The following is a 25,558-nucleotide window of genomic DNA, read 5'->3' as shown; positions in this document are numbered from 1 at the left end:
TGGGTCAGTGCAGCAGCGGTCGCGCGGCTGCTCTGAGCTTGTGCCGGTCCTCTTCGAGTACAAGCGCAGTGTTCGCGTGCTTGAGCAGCAGTTCTGCGTGCTGGGTACATGCCCCCCTGAACATCGCCGGGTTTATCTGTGCCAGGCTTACAAGGGCCTTCATCATGCGCAGGTCGACTTCCACTAGACCCGCGCCATCTCTGGCAATCGGTGCGAAGAAGTCATCGAACAGGTCATCCACGGTCAAACCGCGCAGGTAAACGTGCTGGCAGTCAGCGTCGATTTTCGCGGCGGGTTCTTTAGGTGTACCCCAACATGTCAGGCTTCTGACGCCGCGCCCAATGACGTCAATGGCGGTGCCGGGGTCATTGACGGCCGGCGACAAGGCGCGGGAGGCGATCTCCGACAATACTGACAAGCCGAACCGGGGGTCGTGTTCGAACGTTCGACGCACGCCGATAGCCAGGGTAGCGATGATTTTTTCGTTGCTCGACGCCAGTTCCTCCCCGCGTGCCTTGCTCAAGCTAACGGTTCTTGCGAGCGGCATGCCGACATGCACAAAGCTTCCCGGCAGGACGTCCATGAATATCTGTATCTCGTCTGCTTTGGCTATCGCGCCTAACGCCTGAACGTCAATGTGCTGGACGTACCCCGTGTGGAGGCTTGTGATGATCAGCGCAGAACTGGGGATCACTGACTCGTTAGGGTAGGCGGCTGCCCCCAAATGCGGCCATTGGACCCGATGGTTAATGGCATCAATGGCTGCTTGCTCGACACGGTCAATAGTTTCTCCCACCCGCCCAAGCTTGGACAAATGATCGATCCAGCGCAGCAGCGTGTAGACAATCAGAATGACCACGGCGATGGTTACCGCGAATAGCAAAACCCTCCCTTGTGTACCGTAGGCGCCGGTACTCAGCGCAATGATCCCCACCAGGCTGAACAGGAATGAGCCGATAAAGGTGGCCAGGGCATTTTGTGTCGTGGTGTCTTCCATCACCAGGGTGGTTGCACGGGGCGTCACGCCGCTGCTCGCTGCACTGTAAGCGCTGACCATGGTACTTAACGAAAAGGTCGTCACCGCGAGCATGCTTGAGGCAATGATGCCCAATATCTTATCGACGGCGTCGGCACCGATGCGGGCGGGCAACGACTCGGGAATGTAGTCCTTGAAGACAACGGCGAGTAACGCGGTCGCAATACCCAGCAAGGAAAACAGACTCGCCCTGAACCACAGCCGTTTGGTCAATTGGTGTAGCACCCAGCGCCAGCGTGCGAGCATTTTTTATACCTTTTGCAAATAACACGATGGGACCCACCGCACGGATTCAGGGAAACGAAGGCGGTGAGTTAATTATCCTTAATGGAGTCTGTCGTCTGGCCAAGGGTTCATCCAGCGTCTTTGTTTGCAGCACACGGAATGACTCTCTTGACCAATTTACCGATAGACATGCCTTGGATCAGGATAGAAAAAACGACCACTAGATACGTCAGGGAAACCACGATATCGCGAGCCGCGCCTGGGGGCAGCGACAACGCCAATGCCACCGATATCCCGCCCCGCAGGCCGCCCCAGGTCATCACACTCCAGGCACCTTCCGGTAGGCGGAAGCGTTTGCCCAATACCGCAATGGGAACCCCTACAGTCAACAATCGTGATAACAACGTCAGCAATATGACCAGCAGGCCAGTGGTGAGCAATGGGTTGGAGAACTGGATCAAAACGACTTCCAACCCGATCAATACAAATAGCACTGCGTTGAGTATTTCATCGATCAGTTCCCAGAACATGTCCAGGTTTTTTTCAGTCTGCTCGGACATGGCATGGGAGCGCCCTTGGTTACCCACAATCAGTCCCATCACCACCATCGCCAATGGGCCGGAAACATGGAACTGAGTGGCGAGTGCATAGGCGCCGAGAACAGCGGCCAGGGTGATGAGCACTTCCTCCTGATAGCTGTCGATACTTTTGAGCATTCTGTAAGTGATATAGCCCACGCAGGCGCCTAACAGAGCACCGCCTCCGGCTTCCGTCAGCAACAGCTGCGATGCGCCGATAACCGAGGGTGTCTCCCCGCTGGCAATCATTGCGACGATCAGCGAAAACAGCACGACACTCACACCGTCGTTGAACAGTGACTCACCGGAAATGACCAGTTCCACGCTATGGGGCGCGCCGGCGGATTTCAGAATGCCCATCACTGCGATGGGGTCGGTGGGGGAGATCAGCGCGCCAAACACCAGGCAATAAGAGAGCGGTAGCTGCATTTCTGTAAGAGACAACAGCGCCCAGAGCCCAAAGCCGATGATCAATGTTGAGAGCGTTGTCCCTACCACTGCCAAGGATGCAACCTGCCATTTGTAGGCCCGCAGTTCCGACAGATCCACATGCAGCGCGCCAGCAAAGAGCAGCAGTGACAGCATGCCTTGCATCAGCAGTTCGGAAAAGTCGATGGACTCCACCAGCGATTGCTCAAGGGTATGCAAGGCGTGAAAACCCAGCGCATCGGATGCCATATTCAACAGTGACAGGCCCAAGGCAATGCCCATCACACCGATGGCGGATGGCAGGCCTACGTAACGCCGATTGAGATAGGCGAGTACTGCTGTGATGCAAAGGAAGATCGCAATAATGTCCAGCATTGACCGGCTCCAAAAGCGCAGGATGAGGAAAGAACCCTCGGCAATGCTGATCGCAAATACCTTTGAGCGTTCAGAAATAACCGCCGCCTGTGCTGTGCATTCAGTGAATGCCGCGCCTGCCGGTATTGCAAATATGACGGCCAGCCGTTGCGCAGCAGTTGTTGCCACTCATAGCGTAGATCAGACGTGGCGCTTGATCCTCGTATCGGGATGTGATGTGGTGGGCCACACAGAAAGACGACTGCCCTTTGCCATGCGGGGCGCTCGCAACTTTAATTCTTTTCAGCATTTCGAGGTTTCATGCAAATCGAGTTACAGGAGATTAGCGACCACCTCTATCGTTTCGCTCCATTTGATACGCTGCCAAAGGAATCGGTAGACGCCATCGCTCGGCGGGTAGAAGTGAGTTATTTCAAGGCCGGCAGTGACATCCTTGAAGCGGGTGCGATCATTCATGACTTGCACTATGTACGTAGCGGTGCGGTGGAGATTTACCGGCGCAATGGCGAACTCTACAACCGACTTGTCGAAGGCGACCTCTTCGGTCAGGCCGGTTTGTTGCGCAGTAACAAGGTGCGCTTTCCCGCCAGAGCCTTAGAAGATAGCCTGATTTATTACATACCCGCCGACGTCTTCGCCGACCTGTGCGCGCAGCATGATGCGTTCGCCGACTTCGTTGAAGCGGAGGGGCACTCCAGGCTCAAGACCGCCGTTGAGGCGCAGGGGCGTGCCAGTGAGCTTATTCAGCTCAAATGCCGAGGCCTTATCTCTCGGCCCTTGGTATGGGTCACGTCGGATACCTGCGTCGGCGACGCGGCAAAAATCATGACAGAACAAAGCGTTTCTTGCGTTCTAGTGATGTCATCAGCGGGCTTGCAGGCGGCTGAAATCCAAGGGATCGTGACGGATCGGGACCTTCGCACACGCGTTGTCGCGGTCGGCCGAAACGCTGACGAAACGGCTGCCCGAGACATCATGACGGCCGAGCCGGTAACGATAGGCGCAGACGACTCAGTGTTTGAAGCGATGCTGGTGATGTTACGCCGTAATATTCACCATCTGCCGGTGGTCCATCATGGCCATCCGATTGGGCTGATCAACCTGTCGGATATCATCCGCTACGAGTCACACAGCAGTTTGTACCTGGTAAACAGAATTTCTAACCAGACTTCGGTCGACGGCCTTAAATCGCTTTTGCGTGACCTGCGCGGAACCTACATCCGCATGGTGCGTGACGGCGCGACGGCGCACATGATTGGTAGCGCGATTTCCGGTATTGGCCGGGCCTTTACCCAACGTTTGCTGGAGCTCGCAGAGAAAAAACTGGGGCCGCCTCCGGTGCCTTACTGCTTTATGGTGTTGGGTTCCATGGCGCGTGATGAGCAGTTATTGGTGACTGATCAGGATAATGCCCTGGTGCTCGACGACCGCTTCGATCCGATCCAGCACGATGCTTACTTCCGAGCGTTGGCGACGTTCGTGAGTGATGGCCTGGCCGCGTGCGGTTACAGCTATTGCAAGGGCGGGATCATGGCGACGAACGACCAGTGGCGTCAGCCGTTGAAGGTATGGCGAAGTTATTTTGATCAGTGGATCGAAAAGCCTAACCCGACGACGTTGCTCAATAGTTGTATTTTTTTCGATCTGGATGGTGTGTTTGGCGAGCTCGAGCTTGTTCAGGAACTGAAGGTGCTGTGTGCTCGAAAATCCAGCGCACATCCTGTTTTTCTAAGTGCCATGGCTCGAATTGCCCTTAACCGGACACCACCATTGGGCTTTTTCCGGACCTTTGTGGTGGAGACAGACGGGCAGCACAAACGGATCATCAACCTGAAGGGGCGAGGTACCGCACCGCTGACAGACCTGATCCGCATCCATGCGCTCGCGTGTGGCAGCACCGCGCAGAATTCATTTGATCGTATGGACGCCATCGCAAACAGCAACGTCATTCCGCCTGAAGCATTAAAGCAACTGCGATACGCGCTGGAGTTCCTGTCGATGGTGCGAATTCGACATCAGGTTGACGCACTGGAGCAGGGAGCGGCGCTCAATAATTACGTCGAGCCGGAACGCTTTTCCAACAGTGAACGACATAATCTCAAAGAGGCGTTTCAGGTCTTGAGTAATGGCCAGAATTTCTTGCGCTTCCGTTATCCGTCAAAGGGTCGCCTGTCGTCATGAAACACGTGAAAGCGCAGCCCAATCATAAAGTGCTGGAGTGGTCTTCCAGGTTCGAGACCCTGGCAGACAATGCCGTTAACAGCCGCCTGCGACAGTTCTATCAAGCCGGTGCGGTCTCGGCACAGGCATCCATTGACAGCGTGCAACTGCTGGCCATGGACGTGGAAACCACCGGCCTTGATGCACAGGCTGACAGCATTGTGAGCATCGGGCTAATGCCGTTCACGCTGCAGCGCATTTATTGTGGGAGCTCGCTTTACTGGGTAATAAAACCAGCGTCCGAGCTGAATGAAAAGTCAGTGACGTTTCATCACATAACCCATGCTGAAATTTCAGATGCGCCCACCTTTGAGCAGGTGCTGGCCCCGTTGCTGGAGGCCATGGCAGGCAAGGTGATGGTCGTCCATTATCGGAATATTGAGCGGGCCTTTTTGGATCAGGCAGTGCGTAGGCATTTAGGGGAGGGGTTTGAGTTCCCGGTCATCGATACGATGCAGTTAGAAGCCCGACTACACCGGCAAAAGCGCGGGTGGTTCGCCCGACTGATGGGGCGCTCACAACAGTCCATAAGGCTGGCGGATAGCCGAGCGCGCCTTGGCCTTCCGGCTTATCACGCGCACCATGCGTTAACCGATGCCCTGGCAACCGCAGAACTGTTGCAGGCGCAGGTAGCGACTCATTACTCGACGTCCACGCCTGTTGGTGAGTTATGGAACTGAGTCACCGCTAGATAGTGAAACGCTTGCGGCTGTCTGACGGACATGCCTGAGGCCTACGCTTAGCCCGATGGATCTCGCTCTTGAGATGCATTCGGGGGTTGGGTCTGCCGTCACCCTGCGCCTTGAGCAAATGGGCATTGACTCGCTAGCGGTACTCAGGCTGACGCCATCTGCGCAGGCGATGGCGTCACGGGTGTGTTTGCTGTGCGCCGACAGCGCCAGCCCTATTTGCTAACGAGGCTCAGACATCAGTCCTTTCACGAGGGATATGCATCCGAGCATTAGAACGATTGCGAAAGGCAACCCTGTGGACACTGCCATTGCCTGCAGTGCTACAAGACCGCCGCCCAACAGGAGAGCAATAGCAATCACCCCCTCGATCACCGCCCAGAACACACGTTGAGGCACCGGCGCATCCACCTTGCCACCGGCGGTGATCGTGTCGATTACCAAAGAGCCTGAGTCCGAGGAGGTAATAAAAAACACAATGACCAGAACGATGCCCAGGAATGAGGTGATCTCTTTAAGCGGCAACTCCCCCAGCATGGCGAACAACTTCAGTTCCAGCACAGCATCCTTGACGCCCGTCAGGCCCTGTAAGGTCGCTTGGTCAATGGCCGTTCCGCCGAACGTTGTCATCCACAGCACAGACACCACTGAGGGGACGAGCAAGACCGAGATCAGAAACTCTCTGACCGTTCGACCACGACTGACGCGCGCGATAAACATCCCTACAAACGGCGACCAACTGATCCACCACGCCCAGTAGAAGGCCGTCCAGCCTTGGGTGAATTGGGTGTCAGTGCGGCCGAATGGATTTGACAGCGCCGGCAGGTATTCAACATACGTCACCAGGTTCTTGAAGAACCCTGTGAAGATGGCCAGGGTCGGCCCCACTACGATGATAAACACCAATAAGAGCAATGCGAGTCCCATATTGATCTGGGAAAGCATTTTGACGCCCTTGTCCAAACCGGAAAGGACGGACCACAGCGCGATCAAGGTAATGCCAACGATCAGCACGACTTTACTGAGATTCGTCGATTGTATCCCGAAGAGATATTCAATCCCCGCGGCAGCCTGTTCTGCACCAATGCCCAGAGAGGTTGCCAACCCGAATAGCGTGGCGAATACCGCGAGGATATCGATGATATGCCCCGGCCAGCCCCAAACGCGTTCACCCAAGAGTGGATAGAAAATTGAGCGTATCGAAAGCGGTAAGCCCTTGTTATAAGAAAATAATGCCAGGGACAACGCCACAATCGCATAGATCGCCCAGGGATGAAGTCCCCAGTGAAAGATCGTAGCGGCCATTGCCAAGTCGGCGGATGCTTTCATATCGCCTGCTGCACCGCCCAACGGCGCCCAGTCCGTACGCACTCCGCTCGCATCGACGGTCACGCCTCCCATGGACGCCGCGTAATGCGACATGGGTTCGGCTACGCCATAAAACATCAACCCAATGCCCATGCCCGCGGCAAACAGCATTGAAAACCATCCGACGTAGGAGTGGTCTGGTTTGGCATCTCTGCCGCCCAAACGCACCTTTCCCAGCGGGGAGAAAATCAGCGCAATGCACAGCACCACAAAAACATTCGCAATGCTCATGAAGAGCCAGGCGAGGTGGCTGGTTAACCAGTTCCGGATAGCGCTGAAGAGGGGTTCTACTTCATTCTGCAGTGCCAATGTCAAAATCACGAACAGTAAAATTGTGGCGGCTGAAATGATGAATACTTTGCCGTGGATATCGAGCGAGAACGAAAACTCTCCCTTGATATTGTCTTGACCGATGACATAGTCAGTGTCGATCAGATTGGCAGCCCCACTAGGAGCAGGAATACCGTCCTCACTGGGGACGTGAGGGGTGTTAGGCCGATCATCCGTAGGCTTTTCAACCATGAGAATCTCCTTGTTGTTGGCACGTCTTAACGTGCGGTTGTCATTTTCCCCGCTGTTCCTATGGTAAAACGAGATGTAAGCGCCTTTATCCTAACAAGCTTTGAGGGCAAAACCGGCAAAACCTGCTTATTGCAACGCCGCGCGGTCGAAAATGTCACCGCTATATGCTTGTTGAGGTCATCCGCTCGGCTGTTCGATAGCTAAAAGGCGTTGATCGTTCCAAGCATTTATTCAACCATGGCGGGCATCATGTAGAATGTGACAAGGGGGTGTCACCGCAAAACGCGGGAGGGCAGGTTTAATTCAGCGCAGGTCGGGCCGCCGCGCGGAGTGACTGTGCCTATGAGCTTGAAATCTTCACGTCCGGATAAACCCCACGGCCATCGGGAATCACCCGCCACGCGTGCTTTTTTCTCCCGATTCCTGGCCGCGGAATCAGCGGGTGGCCTGATACTCATGGCCGTTGCTTTGATAGCACTCCTCGTCGCCAACTCCCCGTTGGCAGGCATTTACTTCTCGTCACTGCACGTAAAAGTCGTTGGCCTCTCGATTGAGCACTGGATCAATGATGGTCTGATGGCGGTGTTTTTCATGCTGGTGGGGTTGGAGATCAAGCGTGAAATGTTGGTCGGCCAGTTATCGAACTGGAGCCAGCGCGCTCTTCCAGGGTTCGCCGCGCTAGGCGGTATGCTGGTACCTGCTTTGATCTATATTGCGGTCAACTGGGGTAATGGCGAAACCTTGGGGGGATGGGCTATTCCGGCTGCGACCGATATTGCGTTTGCCTTGGGCGTACTGTCGCTGCTCGGTAAACGTGTGCCCATCTCGTTGAAAATCTTTCTGTCTGCGCTGGCGATTCTTGATGACCTGGGTGCCGTGCTCATCATCGCGCTGTTTTACACCAGCGGCTTGTCCGTCAGCATGCTACTGGCCTCACTGGCCGTTATTGTGTTCCTGGTCATGCTTAACCGATGCGGTGTGACCAGGCTTTCGCCTTACCTGATAGCGGGCGGTCTGCTGTGGTTCTTTATGCTTCAGTCGGGTATCCACGCGACCTTGGCCGGTGTCATTCTCGCACTGTGCATTCCGATGCGGGCGGCGAGCAGCGAGCGCAAATCGCCGCTCATCTACCTGGAAGGAAAGCTGCACCCGTGGGTCGCTTTCGCCGTTGTGCCCATCTTCGGTTTTGCCAATGCGGGTGTGTCTCTTGCTGGTATCTCGCCCAATAACCTGATCGACCCGGTACCTCTGGGGGTAACGCTTGGGCTATTGCTAGGCAAGCAAATTGGTGTGTTTGGTTTGGCTGCGCTGGCGATTCGCGCAGGGCTGGCCAAGCTGCCTGAGCAATGTAATTGGTCTCAGCTGTACGGTGTAGCGCTGCTGTGCGGCATTGGTTTCACTATGAGTCTGTTCATCGGGGCGCTCGCCTTCCCGGATAACCCGCATTTGGTCGATGAGGTGAAAGTTGGAGTGCTTATGGGTTCTATTCTTTCCGCTGTCCTCGGTGTTGCTGTTCTTTTGAAGGTTAAACATTAATCCTGAGCTCATCTGTCCGTTGATAGCTGCATGGGGGGATGAGCATCCAGTAGCGCCTACGGCTTCAGGCATCATGAATGCCGCTGTTCGATCAATTTTTTGGCCTTGAGATGCTACGAAAAAAGTCCAGAATTAAGTACTTTCCTGCTTGGGAAAGAAATGAAACCCCTTAGATTTCAATGGGTCGGACGCCAGATACGAGTCTCGTTTCCCGCTCCAAACATTAAAAAAGCCACTCAATCGCAGACTGTGTGAAAACCTAGCAATCTGCTGGCAGGTTAAAGAAAATGCCCGTATCGCAAGATACGGGCATTTTGCTTATGCGCTATATCCAAGGTGAAGACCGCTCCCAGAGCGCGCTGTTTCCACTTTCGCTGGACGAACTTATCCCCCGATGACCATCTGGTTCGGGTGATCGAGGCCTACATTTCCCTGCTGGACCTTGAGCAGTTGGGTTTCGACAAAGCCAGACCCAAGGCCACGGGACGCCCTTCATACGATCCTGCCGATCTGCTCAAACTCTACTTGTACGGCTATTTCCAGCGTATTCGCTCGTCGCGACGACTCGAGGCCGAGTGTCAGCGCAACGTTGAAGTCATGTGGCTGCTGGGCCGACTGGCCCCTGACTTCAAAACCATCGCTGATTTTCGCCGCGACAACAGTGCGGCGTTCAGCGCCACCTGCCGCGCCTTTGTTCAGTTTTGCCGACACGCGGGCCTGATTGCTGGCGAGCTGGTGGCCATCGATGGCAGCAAGTTTCAGGCAGTGGCTTCGAATCGAAAGCACATGACGCCGAAAAAGCTCAAACACCAGGAAGCGGCGCTCGAGAAGCGCATTGCACGCTATTTGGCGCAGCTCGATGAGGCGGATCATGGCGAGGAAGGGGAGTCCATTGACCGCTCAGCGGTGCAGGCGGCGCTTCGGGAGTTGCAGGTAAAAAAGGCCAATAACCAGACCTGCCAGGTGCTAATGGAAGCTCAAGGTCTGGTTCAACACATTGTGGGCGAGTCCGATGCGCAAAAAATGCGTACGCCTTCTGGCAAGTTCGTGGCGTACAACATCCAAAGCGCCGTGGACGCTGAACACTGTCTGATTCTGCACTATGAGGTGACTCAAGATGGCGCAGATCGGCAGCAGCTTGAGCCGATGGCAAAAGCCGCTAAAGCCCAATTACAGCAATCGCAATTAAGCGTCACTGCCGACGCCGGCTACTCCAATGGCGAACAGTTTCAGGCCTGTGAAGACGCCAGTATCACGCCGTTCGTGCCCCCTAATCGGTCAGTCAACAATCAAGGTGGCGGTACTGAGTTTTTCGATCGCACGGACTTCAAATACGAAGAGCAAAGCGACGCTTATCAATGCCCTACCGGCAAGATGCTAACGCTCAAGCAGATGAGCAAGGGCGACCGGATTTATCAGGCGACTATCGCCGATTGCAGCGTTTGCCCGTTAAAAAGCCGCTGCACCAAAGCGAGCCGCCGTTATCTCACACGCCATGCTCATGAAGCCGCTTTTGAACGGATGAAGCTGCGAATGCAGGCCCACCCCGAGATGATGGTCAGCCGACGATCCATCGTCGAACACCCCTTCGGCAATCTCAAGCAATGGCTATTTGGCAATGGCCGGTTCTTGCTGCGACAACTGAAAGGCGCCAGAGCCGAAATGGCACTGGCAGTGCAGGCCTATAACCTGAAAAGAGCGATCAAGGTGATGGGCGCCCATCAGTTGATGGCATTGATGGGCTGAAAGGCCCTTTTTTCGTTCCGCCTGTTAGAAAAACAAATGCCCCGACAAGTCGGGGCATTTGTTTTTGACATTGGCAGGTTGTGTTTTCACACAGTCTGCAATCGAGTGGCTTTTTTTTTTTGCATTTATAGGCGGTGGAGTTTGTGAGTGTGGCGCCGCTCATGAACAGACGGCGACTCCTGCAGTAAATGTTCATTTCCATCTTCACGGCGGGGTTGGCCGCATGTGACCAACCCCTAAGCTTCCTGCCTTGACCTCTCAAGTAGCGGTTTGCTCTTGGCCCTGTCGCAAGCGCGTGCTGACCAGCGCCGCAACGACCAGTAAGCCAGCAATTACCCACAACCCATTGCGCGTGGTACCTGTCGTCTGTTCGATCAGCCCCATCACTGATGGGCCGACAAAGCCACCCAACAAACCGCACGTTGTGACGAACGCCAGGCCACCCGCCAGGGCGGTTCCACTCAAGCGACTGGAGGGGAAAACAAAGATGATCGACTGCACGACGAACAGCATCAGTGCCGTCAGTGAAAAACCGATCAGGCCAATATAGGAATTGGAAAACGAAGCCACCAGCAGTCCGGCCGACATGGTTAGCAGGCCAAAGAATAGAATGCGTCGGCACCGCTGCGGTGAGGTGGCCAGACGTGGAAAAGTGGCGGCACCCAGGGCGGCGGCGATCCACGGTACGGAGGTCAGCAGGCCGATTTGCAGCGGTGTCAATGAACCGTAATTGCCGATAATGCCGGGCAAGAAGAAGATCACGGTGTAGATGGTGATCTGGTGCACGAAGTAGACGGCGATCGCTAGCCAGATTTGCTTATCGCGCAACATCTGACTGAGGCGGGTTTGTTGTGGGGCGTCGTCGCTCTCGGCATCCAAGCGCGCTTGGATTTCCCGAGCGTCAGCCGCCGACAACCAGGACGCGGAGGCGGGGCCGTCGGGCAGTTTCTTCCATACTACATAGGCCAGCGCCACGGCTGGCAAACCTTCCAGTACGAACAACCACTGCCAGCCATGCCAGCCGAGCCAACCGTCGAGCTGCAACAGGGCGCCGCCCAGCGGGCCACTGAGAATATTGGCGATGCAAACACCGAGCAGAAAATACCCCGTGGCGCGGGCGCGTTGTTCGCGGTTGAACCAGTAGGTCAGGTAAAGCATGACACCTGGAAACAGGCCCGCTTCAGCGACGCCCAGCAGCAGGCGCATGACATAGAACGAGGTTTCACCCTGGACGAATGCCATGCCCGTCGAGAGCAGGCCCCAGGTGATCATGATGCGAGTAATCCAGAATCGCGCGCCGACCTTTTGCATGATCAGATTGCTGGGCACTTCGAACAGCGCGTAGGTCAGGAAGAACAACCCTGCGCCCAAGCCATACGCCGCGGCGGAAAGCCCAAGGTCGATGCCCATGCTGGCTTTGGCCAGGGCAATGTTGGTACGGTCCAGAAAGCTCATGACATAGACCACGACCAGCAGCGGCATCAGTCTGCGCAACAGCAGGTTGGTCAAGCGCTGCTCGTTACAGGCAGCAGGGGCCTGGGTCACGGCGATGGGGCTTAGGATTGTCATTTTTATAGTCCTAATAGAGTTGGGTGCACGTGTCATGGCGCCCAGTGTAAGGGGCGCCACTGTGCCGTTGTAAGAACGGATGCTGCTGCTTAGCGGTCAGGATTGGGCAAGATCAATCCAAACCGGGCCATTGGGATACTGGTAGCGTTCCAGCGTTTCGGCAGTCATTTCGATGCTGTAGCCGGGCCGTTGCGGGGGCATGTAGCGGCCGTTGCGAATCACCACGGGTTCCAGGAAGTGCTCGTGCAAGTGATCGACGTATTCCAGAACACGATTTTGCAGCGAGCCGGATACCGCGATGTAATCGAACAGCGAGATGTTCTGCACGTATTCGCACAAACCGACGCCGCCGCCATGGGGGCATACCGGCACGTCAAACTTGGCGGCCATCAGCAACACGATCAACACTTCATTGAGACCGCCCAGGCGCGCGGCGTCCAACTGGCAGAAATCCAGGGCCTGGGCCTGGAACATCTGTTTGAACATTACCCGGTTATGGCAGTGTTCACCGGTAGCGACGCCAATCGGTGCAATGCGCTGGCGGATGGTTGCGTGTCCGAGGATATCGTCCGGGCTGGTCGGTTCTTCGATCCACCACGGATCGAAAGCGGCCAGGCGACGCATGTTTGCCACCGACTCATCAACGCTCCAGACTTGGTTGGCGTCCATCATCAAGGTGCGTTCCCAGCCAATTTCTTCGCGCAGGATCGCGGCGCGGCGCATGTCGTCTTCCAGGTTGGCGCCGATTTTCTGTTTGAAGTGAGTCCAGCCATCGGCTACGGCTTCTCGGGCCAGCCGGCGCATTTTCTCTTCAGAGTATCCCAGCCAGCCCGGGGCGGTGGTGTAGCCGGGATAGCCTTCGCGCAGCATCTGAGCTTCACGCGTGGCTTTGCCGGGCGCCTGACGACGAAGCAGGGCGATGGCTTCTTCAGGCGTGATTGCGTCAGTCACATAGCTGAAGTCCAGACAGGCGACGAGTTGCTCGGGTGTCATGTCTGCCAGCAGTTTCCACACCGGCTTTGCTTCGGTCTTGGCCCACAGGTCCCACACTGCGTTGACGATGGCGGCAGTGGCAAGGTGTATCACGCCCTTTTCCGGCCCCAGCCAGCGCAACTGACTGTCACCTACGGTGATGTTGTGCCAGAAGCGGCCCATGTCGGCGGTGATCTCTTCCAGTGTCAAGCCGACGATCAGTGGCGCCAGCGATTGCACGGCGGCCACACAGATTTCATTGCCGCGGCCGATGGTGAAGGTCAGGCCATGGCCTTCCATGCCTTCTGGGGAATCGGTGTGTAATACCACGTAGGACGCCGAATAGTCTGGCGCGCTGTTCATGGCGTCAGAGCCATCGAGTGACCGGGAAGTGGGGAAACGAATGTCGCGAACGCTCAGGTGGGTGATTCGAATGCTCATGGAGAACTCTTTTTATAGGTGACCACTTGGAAGTTCGACTGTAGGTTGGTCGGCGATATAGGCATAATCGTCTATTCGTATAGATGGATATTAAAATTGATATGTCAGAGCCGTCGAAAGTCCCAACGCTCGCCAGCCTGGCGCCAGCGAAAACCTTCAGCCCGCTGAAAATTTCCAGTCGCCAGATTGCACTGCTCAATGCCCTGGGCGAGTTCAGGAACCTGCGTCGCGCGGCGGCTGCGATGCACACTACGCAGCCGGCCGCGAGCCTGTTATTGCAGCAGTTGGAAGAACGCCTCGGCGCCAAGTTGTTCGAGCGCCTGCCACGGGGCATGGAGCCGACGCTCTATGGCGAAGTGATGATTCATTACGCCCACGGGGCCATTCATGAGTTCGAACATGCCGAAGCGCAGTTGGCGGAGCTGGCACGCGGTGCTTCGGGGCTGGTGCGCATCGGCACAGTGATGGGCCCGGTGCCGACCTTGTTGACCCGGGGCGTATTGGCATTCAAGGCGGATAACCCGAAGGTGCGTATCTGTATTGAAGTCGGGACCAGCGACACGCTGCTGCCGGCGCTGATTCGCGGCGATTTTGATGTGGTGCTGGGGCGGCTCCCGGACCAGATCGACAGCCAGGGCCTGGATATTCAACTGTTCGAAAAGGGCGAGCAGATGCGCGTCATTGCACGTCCCGGGCACGCACTGGCCACGGCGGCAAAACTGAGCCTGGCTGACTTGGTGACGCAGACCTGGATTCTGCATCCGATCGGCAGCCCGATGCGTCGTCATGTGGAAAGCGCGCTGAAGGCAGGGGGTATGGTGCAGACGCTGGACATCGTTGAAACCGCGTCGATCTTGGCCACCACCTCAATGATCGAGGCGTCGGACATGATCGCCGTGGTGCCCAACGACGTCGCGGAGCACTACCTGCGCTATGGCATGGTAGCGATCCTCCCGGTGGAGTTGCCCATCACCATGGTCAACATCGGCCTGCTGACGCGCGAATCTCGGCCATTGTCCGCCGCCGTCAGCAAGCTGTTGGGTTACCTCAAGGAGCATGGGAAGGGGTAGAGGTTTACTGGCTGTCGCGGCTGCTCACCCCATTTACCAAGCGCGTGATACCCAGAGGGTTGGCATCTTTCAAGGCATCGGGCAGCAAGGTGTCCGGGAAGTTCTGGAAGCATACCGGGCGCAGGAAGCGGTCAATAGCCAGCGTGCCCACTGACGTGCCGCGGGCATCCGATGTCGCCGGATACGGGCCGCCATGGACCATCGAATCGCAGACTTCCACACCCGTCGGATAGCCGTTGAGCAGAATTCGCCCGACTTTCTGCTCCAGTAGCGCGGTCAGTTCGCCGAACTGTTCGAAGTCCGCCGGTTCGCCAATGATGGTCGCCGTCAGTTGCCCGTGCAGGCCACGCAACGCGGCACTGAGCTGCGCCTGATCCGCCACTTCGACGAACACCGTGGTCGGGCCGAACACTTCCTCCTGCAAGACTTCATCGCCATCGATCAAAAGGCTGACATCAGCTTTGAACAGTTGCGGCTGGGCCTGATTACCCTGTTGCGCGTTGCCGGCCAAGTGCTCTATGCCAGGGTGCGCGAGGAGTTTTTGCAAGCCTTGGCCATAGCTGCGTAACGTACCGGCGTTGAGCATGGTTTGCGCCGGTTGATCACCGATCAAGCGCGCCACTTGCTGCACGAACGCGCTGAACTGCGGCGAACGAATACCGATCACCAGACCCGGATTGGTGCAGAACTGACCACAGCCCTGAACCACCGAAGCGGTCAGGTCGCGGGCGACGCTTTCGGCCCGCGCTTGCAGCGCCTGGGGCAAGACGATCACCGGATTGATGCTCGACATCTCGGCGAACACCGGAATCGGCTGTGGACGTGCTGCCGCCATGTCGCACAGCGCGCGGCCACCCTTGAGTGATCCGGTGAAGCCCACTGCCTGAATCGACGGATGCGTGACCAGCGCTTCACCAACCCCGGCGCCGTAGATCATGTTGAACACACCGGTCGGCATGCCGGTTTTTTCGGCGGCGCGAATCAACGCACCCGCGACGAGCTCGGCGGTGGCCATGTGGCCGCTGTGCGCCTTGAACACCACCGGGCAACCGGCGGCCAACGCCGAAGCTGTGTCGCCGCCGGCAGTCGAGAACGCCAGGGGAAAGTTACTCGCACCAAACACCGCCACCGGTCCGAGGCCAATGCGGTACTGACGCAGATCCGGGCGCGGTAGCGGTTTACGTTCCGGCAGTGCGTGATCAATCCGCGCCCCCATAGAAATCCCCACGACGCAGTACCTTGGCGAACAGGCGCATCTGGCCGCTGGTGCGGCCGCGCTCGCCTTGAATGCGGGCAGCAGGCAATGCGGTTTCGCGGCAGACCAGCGCCACAAAATCATCATCGAGGCTGTCCAGTTCATCGGCGATCGCGTCGAGGAATTCGGCACGTTTGGCGGCGCTCAGGCTGCGGTAGGCGGGATACGCGATGGCCGCAGCGTTGGCGGCACGGTCAACTTCTTCAACGGTGGCCTGGTGGAAACTGTAAGGCAACTGCTCGCCTGTGCTGGCATCAATGCTTTTGACGATGACAGTGCCGGCAGCGCTGCGCTGGCCGCCGATGTAGTTGTGGCCGGTGATCGTAGACATTTCTGGCTCCAGAAGGGTGGGGTCGCATCCCCTTTAGGGGATGCCGGGGGAGGTGAGCAGGGACCGTCGATTCAGGTGACGGCGCCGATCTGCCAGGGCACGAATTCGTTCTGGCCATAACCGTGCTGTTCGCTCATGCTGCGTTCGCCCGAAGCGATGCGCAGCATGAGATTGAAGATGGCTTCACCGCAGGCTTCGATGGTCATGGTGTCTTCGGCGATTTCTCCGCAGTTGATGTCCATGTCCTCGCGTTGGCGATTCCACAAGGCGGTATTGGTCGCCAATTTGATCGAGGGGGAAGGGGCACAACCGTAAGCAGAGCCACGTCCCGTGGTGAAGGCAATCAGGTTGGCGCCACCGGCCACTTGGCCTGTTGCCGACACCGGGTCGTAGCCTGGGGTGTCCATGAACACCAGACCCTTCGCGCCGACCTGCTGGGCATACTCATACACATCGACCAGGTTGCTGGAGCCTGCCTTGGCGACCGCCCCCAGCGACTTTTCCAGGATCGTGGTCAAGCCACCAACCTTGTTGCCGGCGGACGGGTTGTTGTTCAGTTCGGCGCCATTGCGTTCGCAATACGCCTCCCACCAGTGAATCCGTGCGACAAGTTTTTCGCCGACGGCGCGGTTGACGGCACGGCGAGTCAACAGGTGCTCGGCGCCATAGATTTCTGGGGTTTCGGAAAGGATCGCCGTACCGCCGCAAGCGACCAGGCGGTCCACGGCATTACCCAGCGCAGGGTTGGCGGTGATCCCGGAATAGCCATCCGAACCGCCGCACTGCAGGCCAACGACCAGATGCTTGGCACTCACCGGTTCGCGCTTGACCTGGTTTGCCTCCTCCAGCAACGACTTGACCTGGGCGATGCCGCTGGCGATCGCCTTGGAGGTGCCGCCGCTGTCCTGAATACTGAACGTGCGCAGGGTATTGCTGCGGCTCAGTCCTTGGCTGCTGAGCAGCCCTTCGATCTGGTTGGTTTCGCAGCCCAGGCCGATCACCAGCACCGCGGCAAAGTTGGCGTGGGTGGCGTAGCCGGCCAATGTCCGGCGCAGCAGGGCCAGGCCTTCTCCGGCGGGGTCCACGGCGCAACCAGCGGAATGGGTCAGGGCGACGACGCCATCGACTTGAGGGTACGCCAACAGCGCAGCCGGATTAATGTCGCGGCGAAAATGGTCGGCGATGGCGCGGGCCACGGTGGCCGAGCAATTCACCGACGTCAGGATGCCGATGTAATTACGTGTCGCCACACGGCCATCCGGGCGCACGATTCCCATGAATACAGGCGCATCGTTCAGCGTCTGCTCGGGTTTCACATCGTGGCTGAAAGCGTAGTCGCGGGCGAAGTCGCCCATGGCCAGGTTGTGCACATGCACATGGTCACCGGCCTGGATTACTTCGGTGGCAAACCCGATGATCTGCCCGTAACGACGCAGCGGTTGGCCTGCCTCGACTCGGTGCGAGGCGATCTTATGGCCGGCGGGGACGGGCTGGCGAACCACCACACCTTGCGGTTCGAGGACTTCACCCGACAATAAGGGCCGGCGGGCGATCAGCACATCGTCCAGAGGATTGAGGCGCAGCACGGCGGCTGCACCGGTTTTCATAATCAATTCCATCGCAGACTCTCTGGCTATCAAGCGTGGGAGGTCGCTGGCACATGGGCCGCGCCATACCTTTGTCGCCCCACTATAAGAGCCCCCGGACACCGCTGCCTAATGAGACCTTTGGATTGATTGATAACTTTCTCTCATCGGTTGGGCGTTCTGGCCATGCAATGGAGATTCAATGTTTGGTGGCTTCGCGGCGCAACCTGGCGAGCTCCAGCAAGGTATCGGCAAACTCACGGGCCGCTTCGCTCAGCGGTTCGTTCTTGCGTGTGATGATGCCGTAGTCCTGCGGCTCGACCTTGAACGATGTGTTGAGCACTTTGAGCAAGCCAATCTGAATCTGCGACTGGACCATGGACTCGGGCAGAAACGCGAGCATCGGTCCCGACTGTAGGAGCTGCAGGAAAGTGGGCATCGAGATGGTTTCAACGGTGTTGGTCGGCGTGCGCATGTTGAATTCGATGAAGGCGCTTTCCATCTGGCGACGTATGGGCGCATTGAAGGGGTACATGACCCACGGCCAGTCACTCAGTTGTTCGGTCGCCACCTCGTCGAGCTGCGCGAGGGGGTGACGGCTATTGACCACCAGGCAAAAAGGCTCGGGCCCTAGCGTCCGAAATTCGAACGGTTGCTGATAACGCTCATCGGTGAAGCGGGCAATGATCAAATCCAGCTTCTTATGCTCGAGCATTTCCAGAAGTTGATTGCTGGTTTGCTCGATCACTTCGATGGACAGCATAGGGCGGTCTAGTTTGATTCGGGTAATGGCTTCGGGCAGCACCACCGACGTCGCGGCGAAGATCGCGCCGACTCTCAAGTGACCATGGCCACCTTTGCGCACTTTATTGAGCTGATCGACGAAGGACTGTGTGTCGTCCAGCGTCATCCGCGCATACCGGACGACAAACTCACCCAGTTCAGTGAGCGCCATGCTGCGCGTCTGCCGTTCGAACAAGGCGAATCCAAATAACAGTTCGATGTCGCGCAGCATCTTGCTGATGGCGGGCTGGGTCAGATTCATCAGCTCGGCGGTGGTGTGCATGTTGCGGGTCCGGGCCAGCGTATCGAGCAGCATCAGATGCTTGATCTTCAGCCACTTGCTGACACTGGCGAATGAAATCTCGTCGTTTTCCATAGGGTACTCAACCTGATTGATAACAAAACGATATCAAATGCTGAAAATATGTCATTGGGATTTATCAATCAAGTCCACTAGTTTTTGCCCGGACGACATCCAATTGATAGGGATTGCCTTATGCCCACTGCGAAATTGACCTGTGAAAACACCCTCCCGATTGATGGCTTGCACGGGACACTTATCGGGCGAGCCTGGGTGCCGGGGAAGACAGCAGGCCCATCGCCAGTCGTACTGCGCGCCGATGGCGTATTTGATTTGTCCGAAGCGTTCGCAACGTTGAGTGATCTACTGGAAAGTGCATCGCCGCTTGAGGCGGTTCGCAACACTCGCGGTCGATACATCTGCACCACAGCAGCACTGTTGGCCAACACCGGATCGGGCTCAGACCCTGCCCAGGCGTACCTGCTGCCACCGGTTGACCTGCAAGTGATCAAGGCCGCTGGCGTGACTTTCGCTTCGAGCATGATCGAGCGGGTGATTGAAGAGCAGGCCGGGGGCGATGCGGTCAAGGCCGAAACCGTACGTAGCCTAGTCAAGTCAGCCATCGGCGATAACCTGAGCTCGATCAAACCCGGTTCGGCCCAAGCGGCGCGCCTCAAGGATATGTTGATCGAGCAGGGGTTGTGGTCGCAGTATCTGGAGGTGGGCATCGGCCCTGATGCCGAGATATTTACCAAGGCCCCGGTTCTTGCGTCCGTCGGCAGCGGCAACGACGTCGGTATTCATCCCAAGTCGAAATGGAACAACCCTGAGCCGGAAATCGTTCTGGCGGTGAGCAGCCGTGGGCAAATTCACGGCGCAACCTTGGGCAATGACGTTAATCTACGCGACTTCGAAGGCCGTAGCGCCTTGCTGCTGAGCAAGGCCAAGGACAACAACGCATCGTGTTCGATCGGCCCGTTTATTCGCCTGTTCGATGAAAGCTTTTCCCTGGATGATGTGCGCTGCTGCGTGGTCGAGCTGGACGTCGAAGGCGATGACGGTTTCATCCTGCGCGGCAGCAGCTCGATGGAGAAGATCAGCCGCGATCCGTTGGAATTGGTGGCCCAGACCGTGGGTAGCGATCACCAGTATCCAGACGGTTTCATGCTATTTCTCGGCACCCTGTTCGCCCCGACGCAAGATCGTGAAGAGCCGGGCAGTGGCTTCACCCACAAACAGGGCGATAGCGTGCGCATCGCCAGTCCCCTGCTGGGCGCTCTGCACAACCGCGTCACCTACAGCAATGAGGCGACACCCTGGACGTTTGGCCTGCGTGCATTGATGGGCAACCTGGCCGCTCGCGGTCTGGTGGCAGGTAAATCGCTGTACTGAAAACACAGTGGTGGTGATGCCAAACAACCAAGCACAAATGCCGCCCCTGAGATTAGGGGCGGTCTTGTCTCTCTGCTCGGTAGAAGCTCAATTCCCTCTGTAGGTCGAGAAACCGTAGGGGCTGAGCAGCAATGGGATGTGGTAGTGCGCAACGGTCCCGTCTACCTCGAAAATAACCGGCACCTCTGGAAAGAAACTCGAGATTTTGTGAGCCTTGAACCACTCACCGGTTTTGAAGGTGACACGGTAGGTGCCTTTCTCCAGGGCCTGGCCATCGGGATACAGCCCGGGAATACGACCTTGCTCGTTTGTCGTTGCGCTGTTGAGCATGTTCCAGCTCTTGCCGTCCTGTTTTTCCAGCGTGACATTGACGCCAGGGGACGGCAAACCATCTTGTAAGTTGAGTACATGCACGCTGAGCGGGTTTCCTGCCGCTAATGCCCATGACGATACGACGCTCAATACAACGCCCGCGAAAAAAGTTTTTATTACATTCATGGTGACGTCCTTAGTTTTTAACGGCAGGTAAAATTTTGTTGATAGCGACTAATGCGCAACCTTCATCGAATGTTGCCCCACCGGCACCGGCCACTCCGATAGCGCCAATGACTTGCCCTTCAAATAACAGTGGCACTCCACCGCCCAGTAGCAATAGCTCATTCAGGGTGTTGAGGTTTTCAGCATCGGGTGTACTGCGAGCACGCTCTGCCAATAGTCGTGTTGGCGTCTTGGTCGATAGGGCGGTATAGGCCTTACGTTGGGCTGCTAATGTGTTGTGTGGGCCAACGTTATCGTCGCGCTGCAGGGCGACTAAATTGCCTCCACGGTCGACAATTGCAGCAACACTTGTACGGCCATCGGCATGACACGCTGCCAGCGCGGCATTTAGCAAATCATTGGCCATTGCCAGTGATACATCGTTACGCGGCACAACTTGATCCGGGGCGGCGACGGCGAGCGCAGAGCTCATTGCGAGTGACGTCAGCAATGAAGTCCATAGGCTTATACGCATGCTTTTTCCTTTTGTTTTGTCTGGGTGAGTCATAGCCAGACATGATGAGCAGTGCATGGCGTCAGAATGATTGCCCGATGATTACCAAGATGTAATGTGCCAAAAACGGTGAGGCGCGCTAGCCTATGCTCCAGCTTTGGAGGAAGAGATGCGTATCCTGGTCGTTGAAGATGAAGCGAAAACAGCGGACTACCTCCACAAAGCCCTGACTGAATCGGGCTACGTGGTTGAGGTCGCCTTGGATGGCCTGGAGGGCCAGTATCTGGCGCAGGAAAGTGAGTTCGACCTGATCATTCTGGATGTCATGCTACCGGGCCTGGACGGATGGCAATTGCTTCAGATTATTCGGCGCAAGTGGCAAACCCCGGTGCTTTTTCTTACCGCCAGGGACTCTGTGGAGGATCGGGTCAAGGGGCTTGAATCAGGGGCAGATGATTACCTGGTCAAACCTTTTTCCTATGCCGAGTTGTTGGCACGCGTACGTACTCTGCTACGCAGGGGACCGCCCCGTGAGGTCGAGCAGTTCTTGGTTGCCGACCTGAGCCTGGATCTGTTGCGACGTAAGGTTACGCGCGGGGGGCGGCGCCTGACCTTAACCAACAAGGAGTTTGCTCTATTGCACCTGCTGGTCAGTCGTGAAGGGGAGGTGCTGTCGCGCTCGTTGATCGCCTCACAGGTCTGGCAGATGAACTTTGACAGTGATACCAATGTGGTCGATGTCGCCATCCGGCGACTGCGCGCCAAGGTTGATGATCCTTACCCACTAAAGTTGATACACACAGTGCGTGGCATCGGCTACATGCTTGAGGTGCAATCCTGAACCTGTTTGCGCGTGCCCTGAGCTTGCGCCTGGCGGTCATGTTCGCGTTAGTCAGTGCGCTGCTGCTGGGCTCCATTGGTTTTTATCTTTATCAGTCGTTACAGCGAGAAATCGCGTGGCGCGATGACCAGGCCCTGCTTGGGCGCCTGGAGCGCATGCAGGCGCTGATCAATGACAGTGACAGCATCGAGCAACTACGAAACCGGCCCAAACTTTACGAAAACATGCTGGGCAATCGCGACAACTTGCTTTGGATTGTCGATGACACTGGCCAGGTGCTGATCGAAATCAACCCCGTAAGCATGAGCTTGCCCAAGTTACCTGCTGCAGCCCAGGCTCAGCTCGGTGATGACCACTCTTCAGTATCAGTGCGGCTTGCCTGGCAGCATGTCATGCAGGGTGATCGCGGGCTGACCCTGATTGCTGGCAAGTTGTTAAGTGAGCGCGAGCAGATGCTGGGGATTTACCGACTCAAGCTCTGGCTCGCGATGTCAGTTGGTTCGCTGTTGGCTTTTGTGCTCGGCGGGTGGGTCAGTCAGCGAGGCTTAAGACCTGTGCGTTTGCTGGCTAAGCGCGCTGCCGCAATCGATGTACACCATCTGTATCTGCGCCTGGATGAGTTCAACGAACTGAGTGAACTACAAGCGCTCAGCCAGGCGCTTAATAAAATGCTTGCACGCCTCGAAGAGGGGTTCGCCCAGCTATCACGATTCTCAGAGGATCTCGCCCATGAAATGCGGACCCCGCTCACCAACCTGATGGGGCATACCCAACAAGCCCTGAGGCATGGTCGTTCAATCGAGGACTATCAGAACCTGCTGGTTTCCAATCAGGAAGAGTATGAGCGTCTGGCGCGAATGATCGAAAGCATGCTGTTTCTCGCGCGTACCGAGCAGTCGCATGCATCTGTAAGTGATGAGCTCATCAACCTGCACGATCTTGTAGAGCAACTGTGTGAGTATTTTGAAGGTGTGGCACAAGAGCGTGATGTCACGCTGATCAATCAAGCCCATGATCAGTTGCGTGGTGATCCTGCCTTGATCCGCAGAGCATTGGCTAACTTGCTGGCCAACGCGCTGCGTTATGGCTCTCCTGCTACAGCAGTGACTATTAGTAGTGTGGTGTGGGAGGACAGGATTGAAGTCACGGTGCACAACCAAGGCCAGCCGATTTCAGCGCAACATCTACCTCGACTGTTTGATCGGTTCTACCGTTGCGACCCCTCACGCAATCAGCCAGACGATTCCGGTGGCCTGGGGCTAGCAATCGTTCGCTCAATTATGCAACTGCATGGTGGTCGTGTGGCCGTAGATAGCAGTCAACTAGGAACTAGCTTTCGATTGGAGTTTCCTGTTCGAGACGCCTGAATTGTTTTCCTTAAATGATAGCGTCCGCTGACCAAATTTAATCCGCACACACGAGCCACACTGGCTGGCACAAGATTGATCTCGATCATCTACCCCCTCTGATACACCCTCTACTCTTGCGTTTCCATAAAAGGCCAAGGATGGCTCAAGGAGCCTGCGGCCATGCATTCTCAAGGAAGAGTCAGTCATGCAGTCATTGAAGATCATTTTGTTGTCGTCGGCGTTCAACGGGTTGACCCAACGGGCCTGGCTGGATTTGCGCCAGTCGGGGCACGAGCCCAGCGTGGTGCTGTTCACCGATGAAGCCACGGTATGCCGACAGATCGAGGAATCGGCGGCGGATCTGGTGATCTGCCCGTTTCTCAAGGACCGCGTACCGCAGCAACTCTGGAGCAATGCGGATCGTCCGGTGGTGATCATCCACCCGGGGATTGTCGGCGACCGCGGCGCCAGCGCATTGGACTGGGCCATTACCCAGCAGGTCCGGCGCTGGGGCGTTACGGCCCTGCAGGCGGTGGAGGAAATGGACGCTGGTCCGATCTGGTCGACCTGCGAATTCGACATGCCTGCCGATGTACGTAAATCCGAGCTGTACAACGGCCTGGTGAGTGACGCTGCGCTCTATTGCATCCGTGATGTGGTGGGGAAATTCGCCAGCGGTTTCGTGCCGACACCCCTCGACTACACGCAACCCGACGTCATTGGGCGTTTGCAGCCGAACATGAAGCAGGCCGATCGCACCTTCAGTTGGCACGATTGCGCCCGATTCATCAAACGCACTATCGACGCCGCCGACGGCCAGCCCGGTGTGTTGGCGAGCCTCGCCGGCGGCCAGTATTACCTGTATGACGCGCACCTGGATTCGCGCCGCGGTACGCCAGGGGAAATCCTCGCGGTGCAGGATGACGCGGTATTGGTCGCGACCGGCGATCACAGCCTGTGGATCGGCTCACTCAAGCGCAAGGCCCAGCCCGGCGAGGAAACCTTCAAGTTGCCGGCCCGTCACGTACTTGCTGGGCAGTTGGCGGGTGTACCGGTGCTGGACGGTTCGATTGCCAGCCAAGGGTTCGACGAGATGGCGTATCAACCGATTCGTTATCAAGAGTCCGGTCACGTTGGCGAACTGACCTTCGAGTTCTACAACGGTGCCATGAGCACCGAGCAGTGTCAGCGGCTGGTCGCAGCGCTGCGTTGGGCCAAGGCCCGGGACACCCAGGTGCTGCTGATCAGGGGCGGGCGCGGGAGTTTTTCCAATGGTGTGCACCTCAACGTGATTCAGGCGGCCCAGGTGCCGGGGCTGGAGGCCTGGGCCAATATCCAGGCTATCGACGATGTCTGCCAGGAGCTGCTGACGGCCCGGCAACTGGTGGTCAGTGGACTGACGGGCAGTGCCGGAGCCGGCGGGGTGATGCTGGCGCTGGCGGCCGACATCGTGTTCGCCCGGGCGGGCGTGGTACTCAATCCGCATTACAAAACCATGGGCTTGTATGGCTCTGAATACTGGACCTATAGCCTGCCGCGTGCAGTCGGCAGTGAAGTGGCGCATAAACTTGTCGAAGAGTGCCTGCCGATCAGCACCTTCCAGGCCCGACAGTGGGGGATGGTCCAGGACATCGGTCCACGCTGCCCGCGGGCATTTGGCCTATGGTTGCTGGAGCAGGCCAGCGCTGCGTTGACCGATGAAAAGTACGCCCTGCATCGCGCGCGTAAAGCTCAGATGGACCTTGAGCAGATTGAACGTTGTCGCGAAAACGAACTGGCGCAGATGCGCTTGGACATGGTGGAAAACCGCCAACAGTTCGCCGAGAAGTGCCGCAACTTCGTGTTCAAGCGCAAGACCTGCCAGACCCCCGCAGCGCTTGATGGCGCCGTGGGCATTGGCGCCCAAGGCCACGCTGGTTGACTGAGAGGAAAACGCCGCCTCTACTCTTTTGC

Annotated in this window: 16 protein-coding genes and 3 pseudogenes; 9 read left to right on the top strand and 10 right to left on the bottom strand. The window is 57.2% G+C overall.

Features of this window, described 5'->3' with window-relative positions; translation table 11 throughout:
- Window positions 1-4: 4 nt before the first annotated feature.
- The gene (locus JTY93_RS14755; RefSeq protein ID WP_205478300.1) at window positions 5-1,282 is read right to left on the bottom strand and encodes a DUF2254 domain-containing protein; all 1,278 of its coding nucleotides are present in this window, start codon (window positions 1,280-1,282) and stop codon (window positions 5-7) included.
- Between the two features lie 107 nt (window positions 1,283-1,389).
- The gene (locus JTY93_RS14750) at window positions 1,390-2,643 is read right to left on the bottom strand and encodes a cation:proton antiporter (RefSeq protein WP_094952074.1); all 1,254 of its coding nucleotides are present in this window, start codon (window positions 2,641-2,643) and stop codon (window positions 1,390-1,392) included.
- Window positions 2,644-2,943: 300 nt separating this feature from the next.
- Here JTY93_RS14750 and JTY93_RS14745 point away from each other — a divergent pair, with 300 nt between their 5' ends.
- Both JTY93_RS14745 and JTY93_RS14740 read left to right on the top strand, forming a co-directional pair.
- Complete coding sequence (locus tag JTY93_RS14745) at window positions 2,944-4,824, top strand: DUF294 nucleotidyltransferase-like domain-containing protein (protein WP_205478301.1); 1,881 nt, start codon at window positions 2,944-2,946, stop codon at window positions 4,822-4,824.
- Complete coding sequence (locus JTY93_RS14740) at window positions 4,821-5,543, top strand: 3'-5' exonuclease (RefSeq protein WP_205478302.1); 723 nt, start codon at window positions 4,821-4,823, stop codon at window positions 5,541-5,543. The genes JTY93_RS14745 and JTY93_RS14740 overlap by 4 nt, the downstream gene beginning before the upstream one ends.
- A 231-nt stretch (window positions 5,544-5,774) precedes the next feature.
- On the opposite strand, the gene JTY93_RS14735 is transcribed toward JTY93_RS14740, so the two are convergent.
- The gene (locus JTY93_RS14735; protein WP_094952077.1) at window positions 5,775-7,442 is read right to left on the bottom strand and encodes a BCCT family transporter; all 1,668 of its coding nucleotides are present in this window, start codon (window positions 7,440-7,442) and stop codon (window positions 5,775-5,777) included.
- A 342-nt stretch (window positions 7,443-7,784) separates the two neighbouring features.
- Here JTY93_RS14735 and nhaA point away from each other — a divergent pair, with 342 nt between their 5' ends.
- Window positions 7,785-8,978: a Na+/H+ antiporter NhaA gene (nhaA, locus tag JTY93_RS14730; protein ID WP_205478303.1), complete on the top strand. Its 1,194-nt coding sequence runs from the start codon at window positions 7,785-7,787 to the stop codon at window positions 8,976-8,978.
- A gap of 320 nt (window positions 8,979-9,298) precedes the next feature.
- Window positions 9,299-10,724 (top strand): annotated as a pseudogene (locus tag JTY93_RS14725) (IS1182 family transposase).
- A gap of 258 nt (window positions 10,725-10,982) precedes the next feature.
- On the opposite strand, the gene JTY93_RS14720 reads toward JTY93_RS14725, so the two are convergent.
- Together JTY93_RS14720 and JTY93_RS14715 are read right to left on the bottom strand one after the other, a co-directional pair.
- Window positions 10,983-12,293, bottom strand: coding sequence for an MFS transporter (locus JTY93_RS14720; RefSeq protein WP_205475702.1), 1,311 nt, complete (start codon window positions 12,291-12,293; stop codon window positions 10,983-10,985).
- A gap of 96 nt (window positions 12,294-12,389) precedes the next feature.
- Window positions 12,390-13,706, bottom strand: coding sequence for an L-fuconate dehydratase (locus JTY93_RS14715; protein ID WP_205475701.1), 1,317 nt, complete (start codon window positions 13,704-13,706; stop codon window positions 12,390-12,392).
- 101 nt (window positions 13,707-13,807) lie between these two features.
- On the opposite strand from JTY93_RS14715, the gene JTY93_RS14710 reads away from it, so the two are divergent.
- The gene (locus JTY93_RS14710; RefSeq protein WP_205475699.1) at window positions 13,808-14,776 is read left to right on the top strand and encodes a LysR family transcriptional regulator; all 969 of its coding nucleotides are present in this window, start codon (window positions 13,808-13,810) and stop codon (window positions 14,774-14,776) included.
- Between the two features lie 4 nt (window positions 14,777-14,780).
- Here JTY93_RS14710 and JTY93_RS14705 read toward each other — a convergent pair.
- The 3 genes and pseudogenes from JTY93_RS14705 to JTY93_RS14695 all read right to left on the bottom strand — a co-directional run bounded on the left by JTY93_RS14705 (window position 14,781) and on the right by JTY93_RS14695 (window position 19,107).
- Window positions 14,781-16,362 (bottom strand): annotated as a pseudogene (locus tag JTY93_RS14705) (aldehyde dehydrogenase (NADP(+))).
- Between the two features lie 71 nt (window positions 16,363-16,433).
- Window positions 16,434-17,981, bottom strand: a complete 1,548-nt coding sequence (locus JTY93_RS14700) for a D-arabinonate dehydratase (RefSeq protein ID WP_205475695.1) — start codon at window positions 17,979-17,981, stop codon at window positions 16,434-16,436.
- Between the two features lie 166 nt (window positions 17,982-18,147).
- On the bottom strand, window positions 18,148-19,107 hold the full coding sequence (locus JTY93_RS14695; protein ID WP_169992976.1) for a LysR family transcriptional regulator: 960 nt from the start codon (window positions 19,105-19,107) through the stop codon (window positions 18,148-18,150).
- A gap of 120 nt (window positions 19,108-19,227) precedes the next feature.
- On the opposite strand from JTY93_RS14695, the gene JTY93_RS14690 reads away from it, so the two are divergent.
- Window positions 19,228-20,424, top strand: coding sequence for a fumarylacetoacetate hydrolase family protein (locus tag JTY93_RS14690; protein WP_205475692.1), 1,197 nt, complete (start codon window positions 19,228-19,230; stop codon window positions 20,422-20,424).
- An 87-nt stretch (window positions 20,425-20,511) separates the two neighbouring features.
- Here the strand turns inward: JTY93_RS14690 and uraH are convergent, their stop codons facing one another.
- Both uraH and JTY93_RS14680 read right to left on the bottom strand, forming a co-directional pair.
- On the bottom strand, window positions 20,512-20,922 hold the full coding sequence (gene uraH / locus JTY93_RS14685) for a hydroxyisourate hydrolase (protein WP_205475690.1): 411 nt from the start codon (window positions 20,920-20,922) through the stop codon (window positions 20,512-20,514).
- 10 nt (window positions 20,923-20,932) lie between these two features.
- Window positions 20,933-21,436, bottom strand: coding sequence for a GlcG/HbpS family heme-binding protein (locus JTY93_RS14680; protein WP_205475687.1), 504 nt, complete (start codon window positions 21,434-21,436; stop codon window positions 20,933-20,935).
- 148 nt (window positions 21,437-21,584) lie between these two features.
- On the opposite strand from JTY93_RS14680, the gene JTY93_RS14675 reads away from it, so the two are divergent.
- The 3 genes and pseudogenes from JTY93_RS14675 (at window position 21,585) to JTY93_RS14665 (ending at window position 25,530) form a co-directional block, all read left to right on the top strand.
- Window positions 21,585-22,256, top strand: coding sequence for a heavy metal response regulator transcription factor (locus tag JTY93_RS14675; RefSeq protein ID WP_205475686.1), 672 nt, complete (start codon window positions 21,585-21,587; stop codon window positions 22,254-22,256).
- Window positions 22,253-23,623 carry a heavy metal sensor histidine kinase gene (locus JTY93_RS14670; RefSeq protein WP_205475749.1) on the top strand — a complete coding sequence of 457 codons (1,371 nt, stop codon included), beginning with the start codon at window positions 22,253-22,255 and terminating at the stop codon, window positions 23,621-23,623. The genes JTY93_RS14675 and JTY93_RS14670 overlap by 4 nt, the downstream gene beginning before the upstream one ends.
- A gap of 187 nt (window positions 23,624-23,810) precedes the next feature.
- Window positions 23,811-25,530 (top strand): annotated as a pseudogene (locus JTY93_RS14665) (hydrogenase maturation protein).
- Window positions 25,531-25,558 lie beyond the last annotated feature (28 nt).

Source organism: Pseudomonas hygromyciniae (assembly GCF_016925675.1).
Taxonomy (GTDB): domain Bacteria; phylum Pseudomonadota; class Gammaproteobacteria; order Pseudomonadales; family Pseudomonadaceae; genus Aquipseudomonas; species Aquipseudomonas hygromyciniae.
This window is presented reverse-complemented; position numbering and strand designations above follow the sequence as displayed.

Bases quoted from the DNA above. Each gene is read 5' to 3' on its own strand.
- nhaA (WP_205478303.1), top strand. From the start codon at position 7,785: ATGAGCTTGAAATCTTCACGTCCGGATAAACCCCACGGCCATCGGGAA.
- JTY93_RS14735 (WP_094952077.1), bottom strand. From the start codon at position 7,442: ATGGTTGAAAAGCCTACGGATGATCGGCCTAACACCCCTCACGTCCCC.
- JTY93_RS14720 (WP_205475702.1), bottom strand. From the start codon at position 12,293: ATGACAATCCTAAGCCCCATCGCCGTGACCCAGGCCCCTGCTGCCTGT.
- JTY93_RS14755 (WP_205478300.1), bottom strand. From the start codon at position 1,282: ATGCTCGCACGCTGGCGCTGGGTGCTACACCAATTGACCAAACGGCTG.
- JTY93_RS14695 (WP_169992976.1), bottom strand. From the start codon at position 19,107: ATGGAAAACGACGAGATTTCATTCGCCAGTGTCAGCAAGTGGCTGAAG.
- JTY93_RS14710 (WP_205475699.1), top strand. From the start codon at position 13,808: ATGTCAGAGCCGTCGAAAGTCCCAACGCTCGCCAGCCTGGCGCCAGCG.
- JTY93_RS14750 (WP_094952074.1), bottom strand. From the start codon at position 2,643: ATGCTGGACATTATTGCGATCTTCCTTTGCATCACAGCAGTACTCGCC.
- JTY93_RS14690 (WP_205475692.1), top strand. From the start codon at position 19,228: ATGCCCACTGCGAAATTGACCTGTGAAAACACCCTCCCGATTGATGGC.
- JTY93_RS14680 (WP_205475687.1), bottom strand. From the start codon at position 21,436: ATGCGTATAAGCCTATGGACTTCATTGCTGACGTCACTCGCAATGAGC.
- uraH (WP_205475690.1), bottom strand. From the start codon at position 20,922: ATGAATGTAATAAAAACTTTTTTCGCGGGCGTTGTATTGAGCGTCGTA.
- JTY93_RS14675 (WP_205475686.1), top strand. From the start codon at position 21,585: ATGCGTATCCTGGTCGTTGAAGATGAAGCGAAAACAGCGGACTACCTC.
- JTY93_RS14745 (WP_205478301.1), top strand. From the start codon at position 2,944: ATGCAAATCGAGTTACAGGAGATTAGCGACCACCTCTATCGTTTCGCT.
- JTY93_RS14715 (WP_205475701.1), bottom strand. From the start codon at position 13,706: ATGAGCATTCGAATCACCCACCTGAGCGTTCGCGACATTCGTTTCCCC.
- JTY93_RS14740 (WP_205478302.1), top strand. From the start codon at position 4,821: ATGAAACACGTGAAAGCGCAGCCCAATCATAAAGTGCTGGAGTGGTCT.
- JTY93_RS14700 (WP_205475695.1), bottom strand. From the start codon at position 17,981: ATGGAATTGATTATGAAAACCGGTGCAGCCGCCGTGCTGCGCCTCAAT.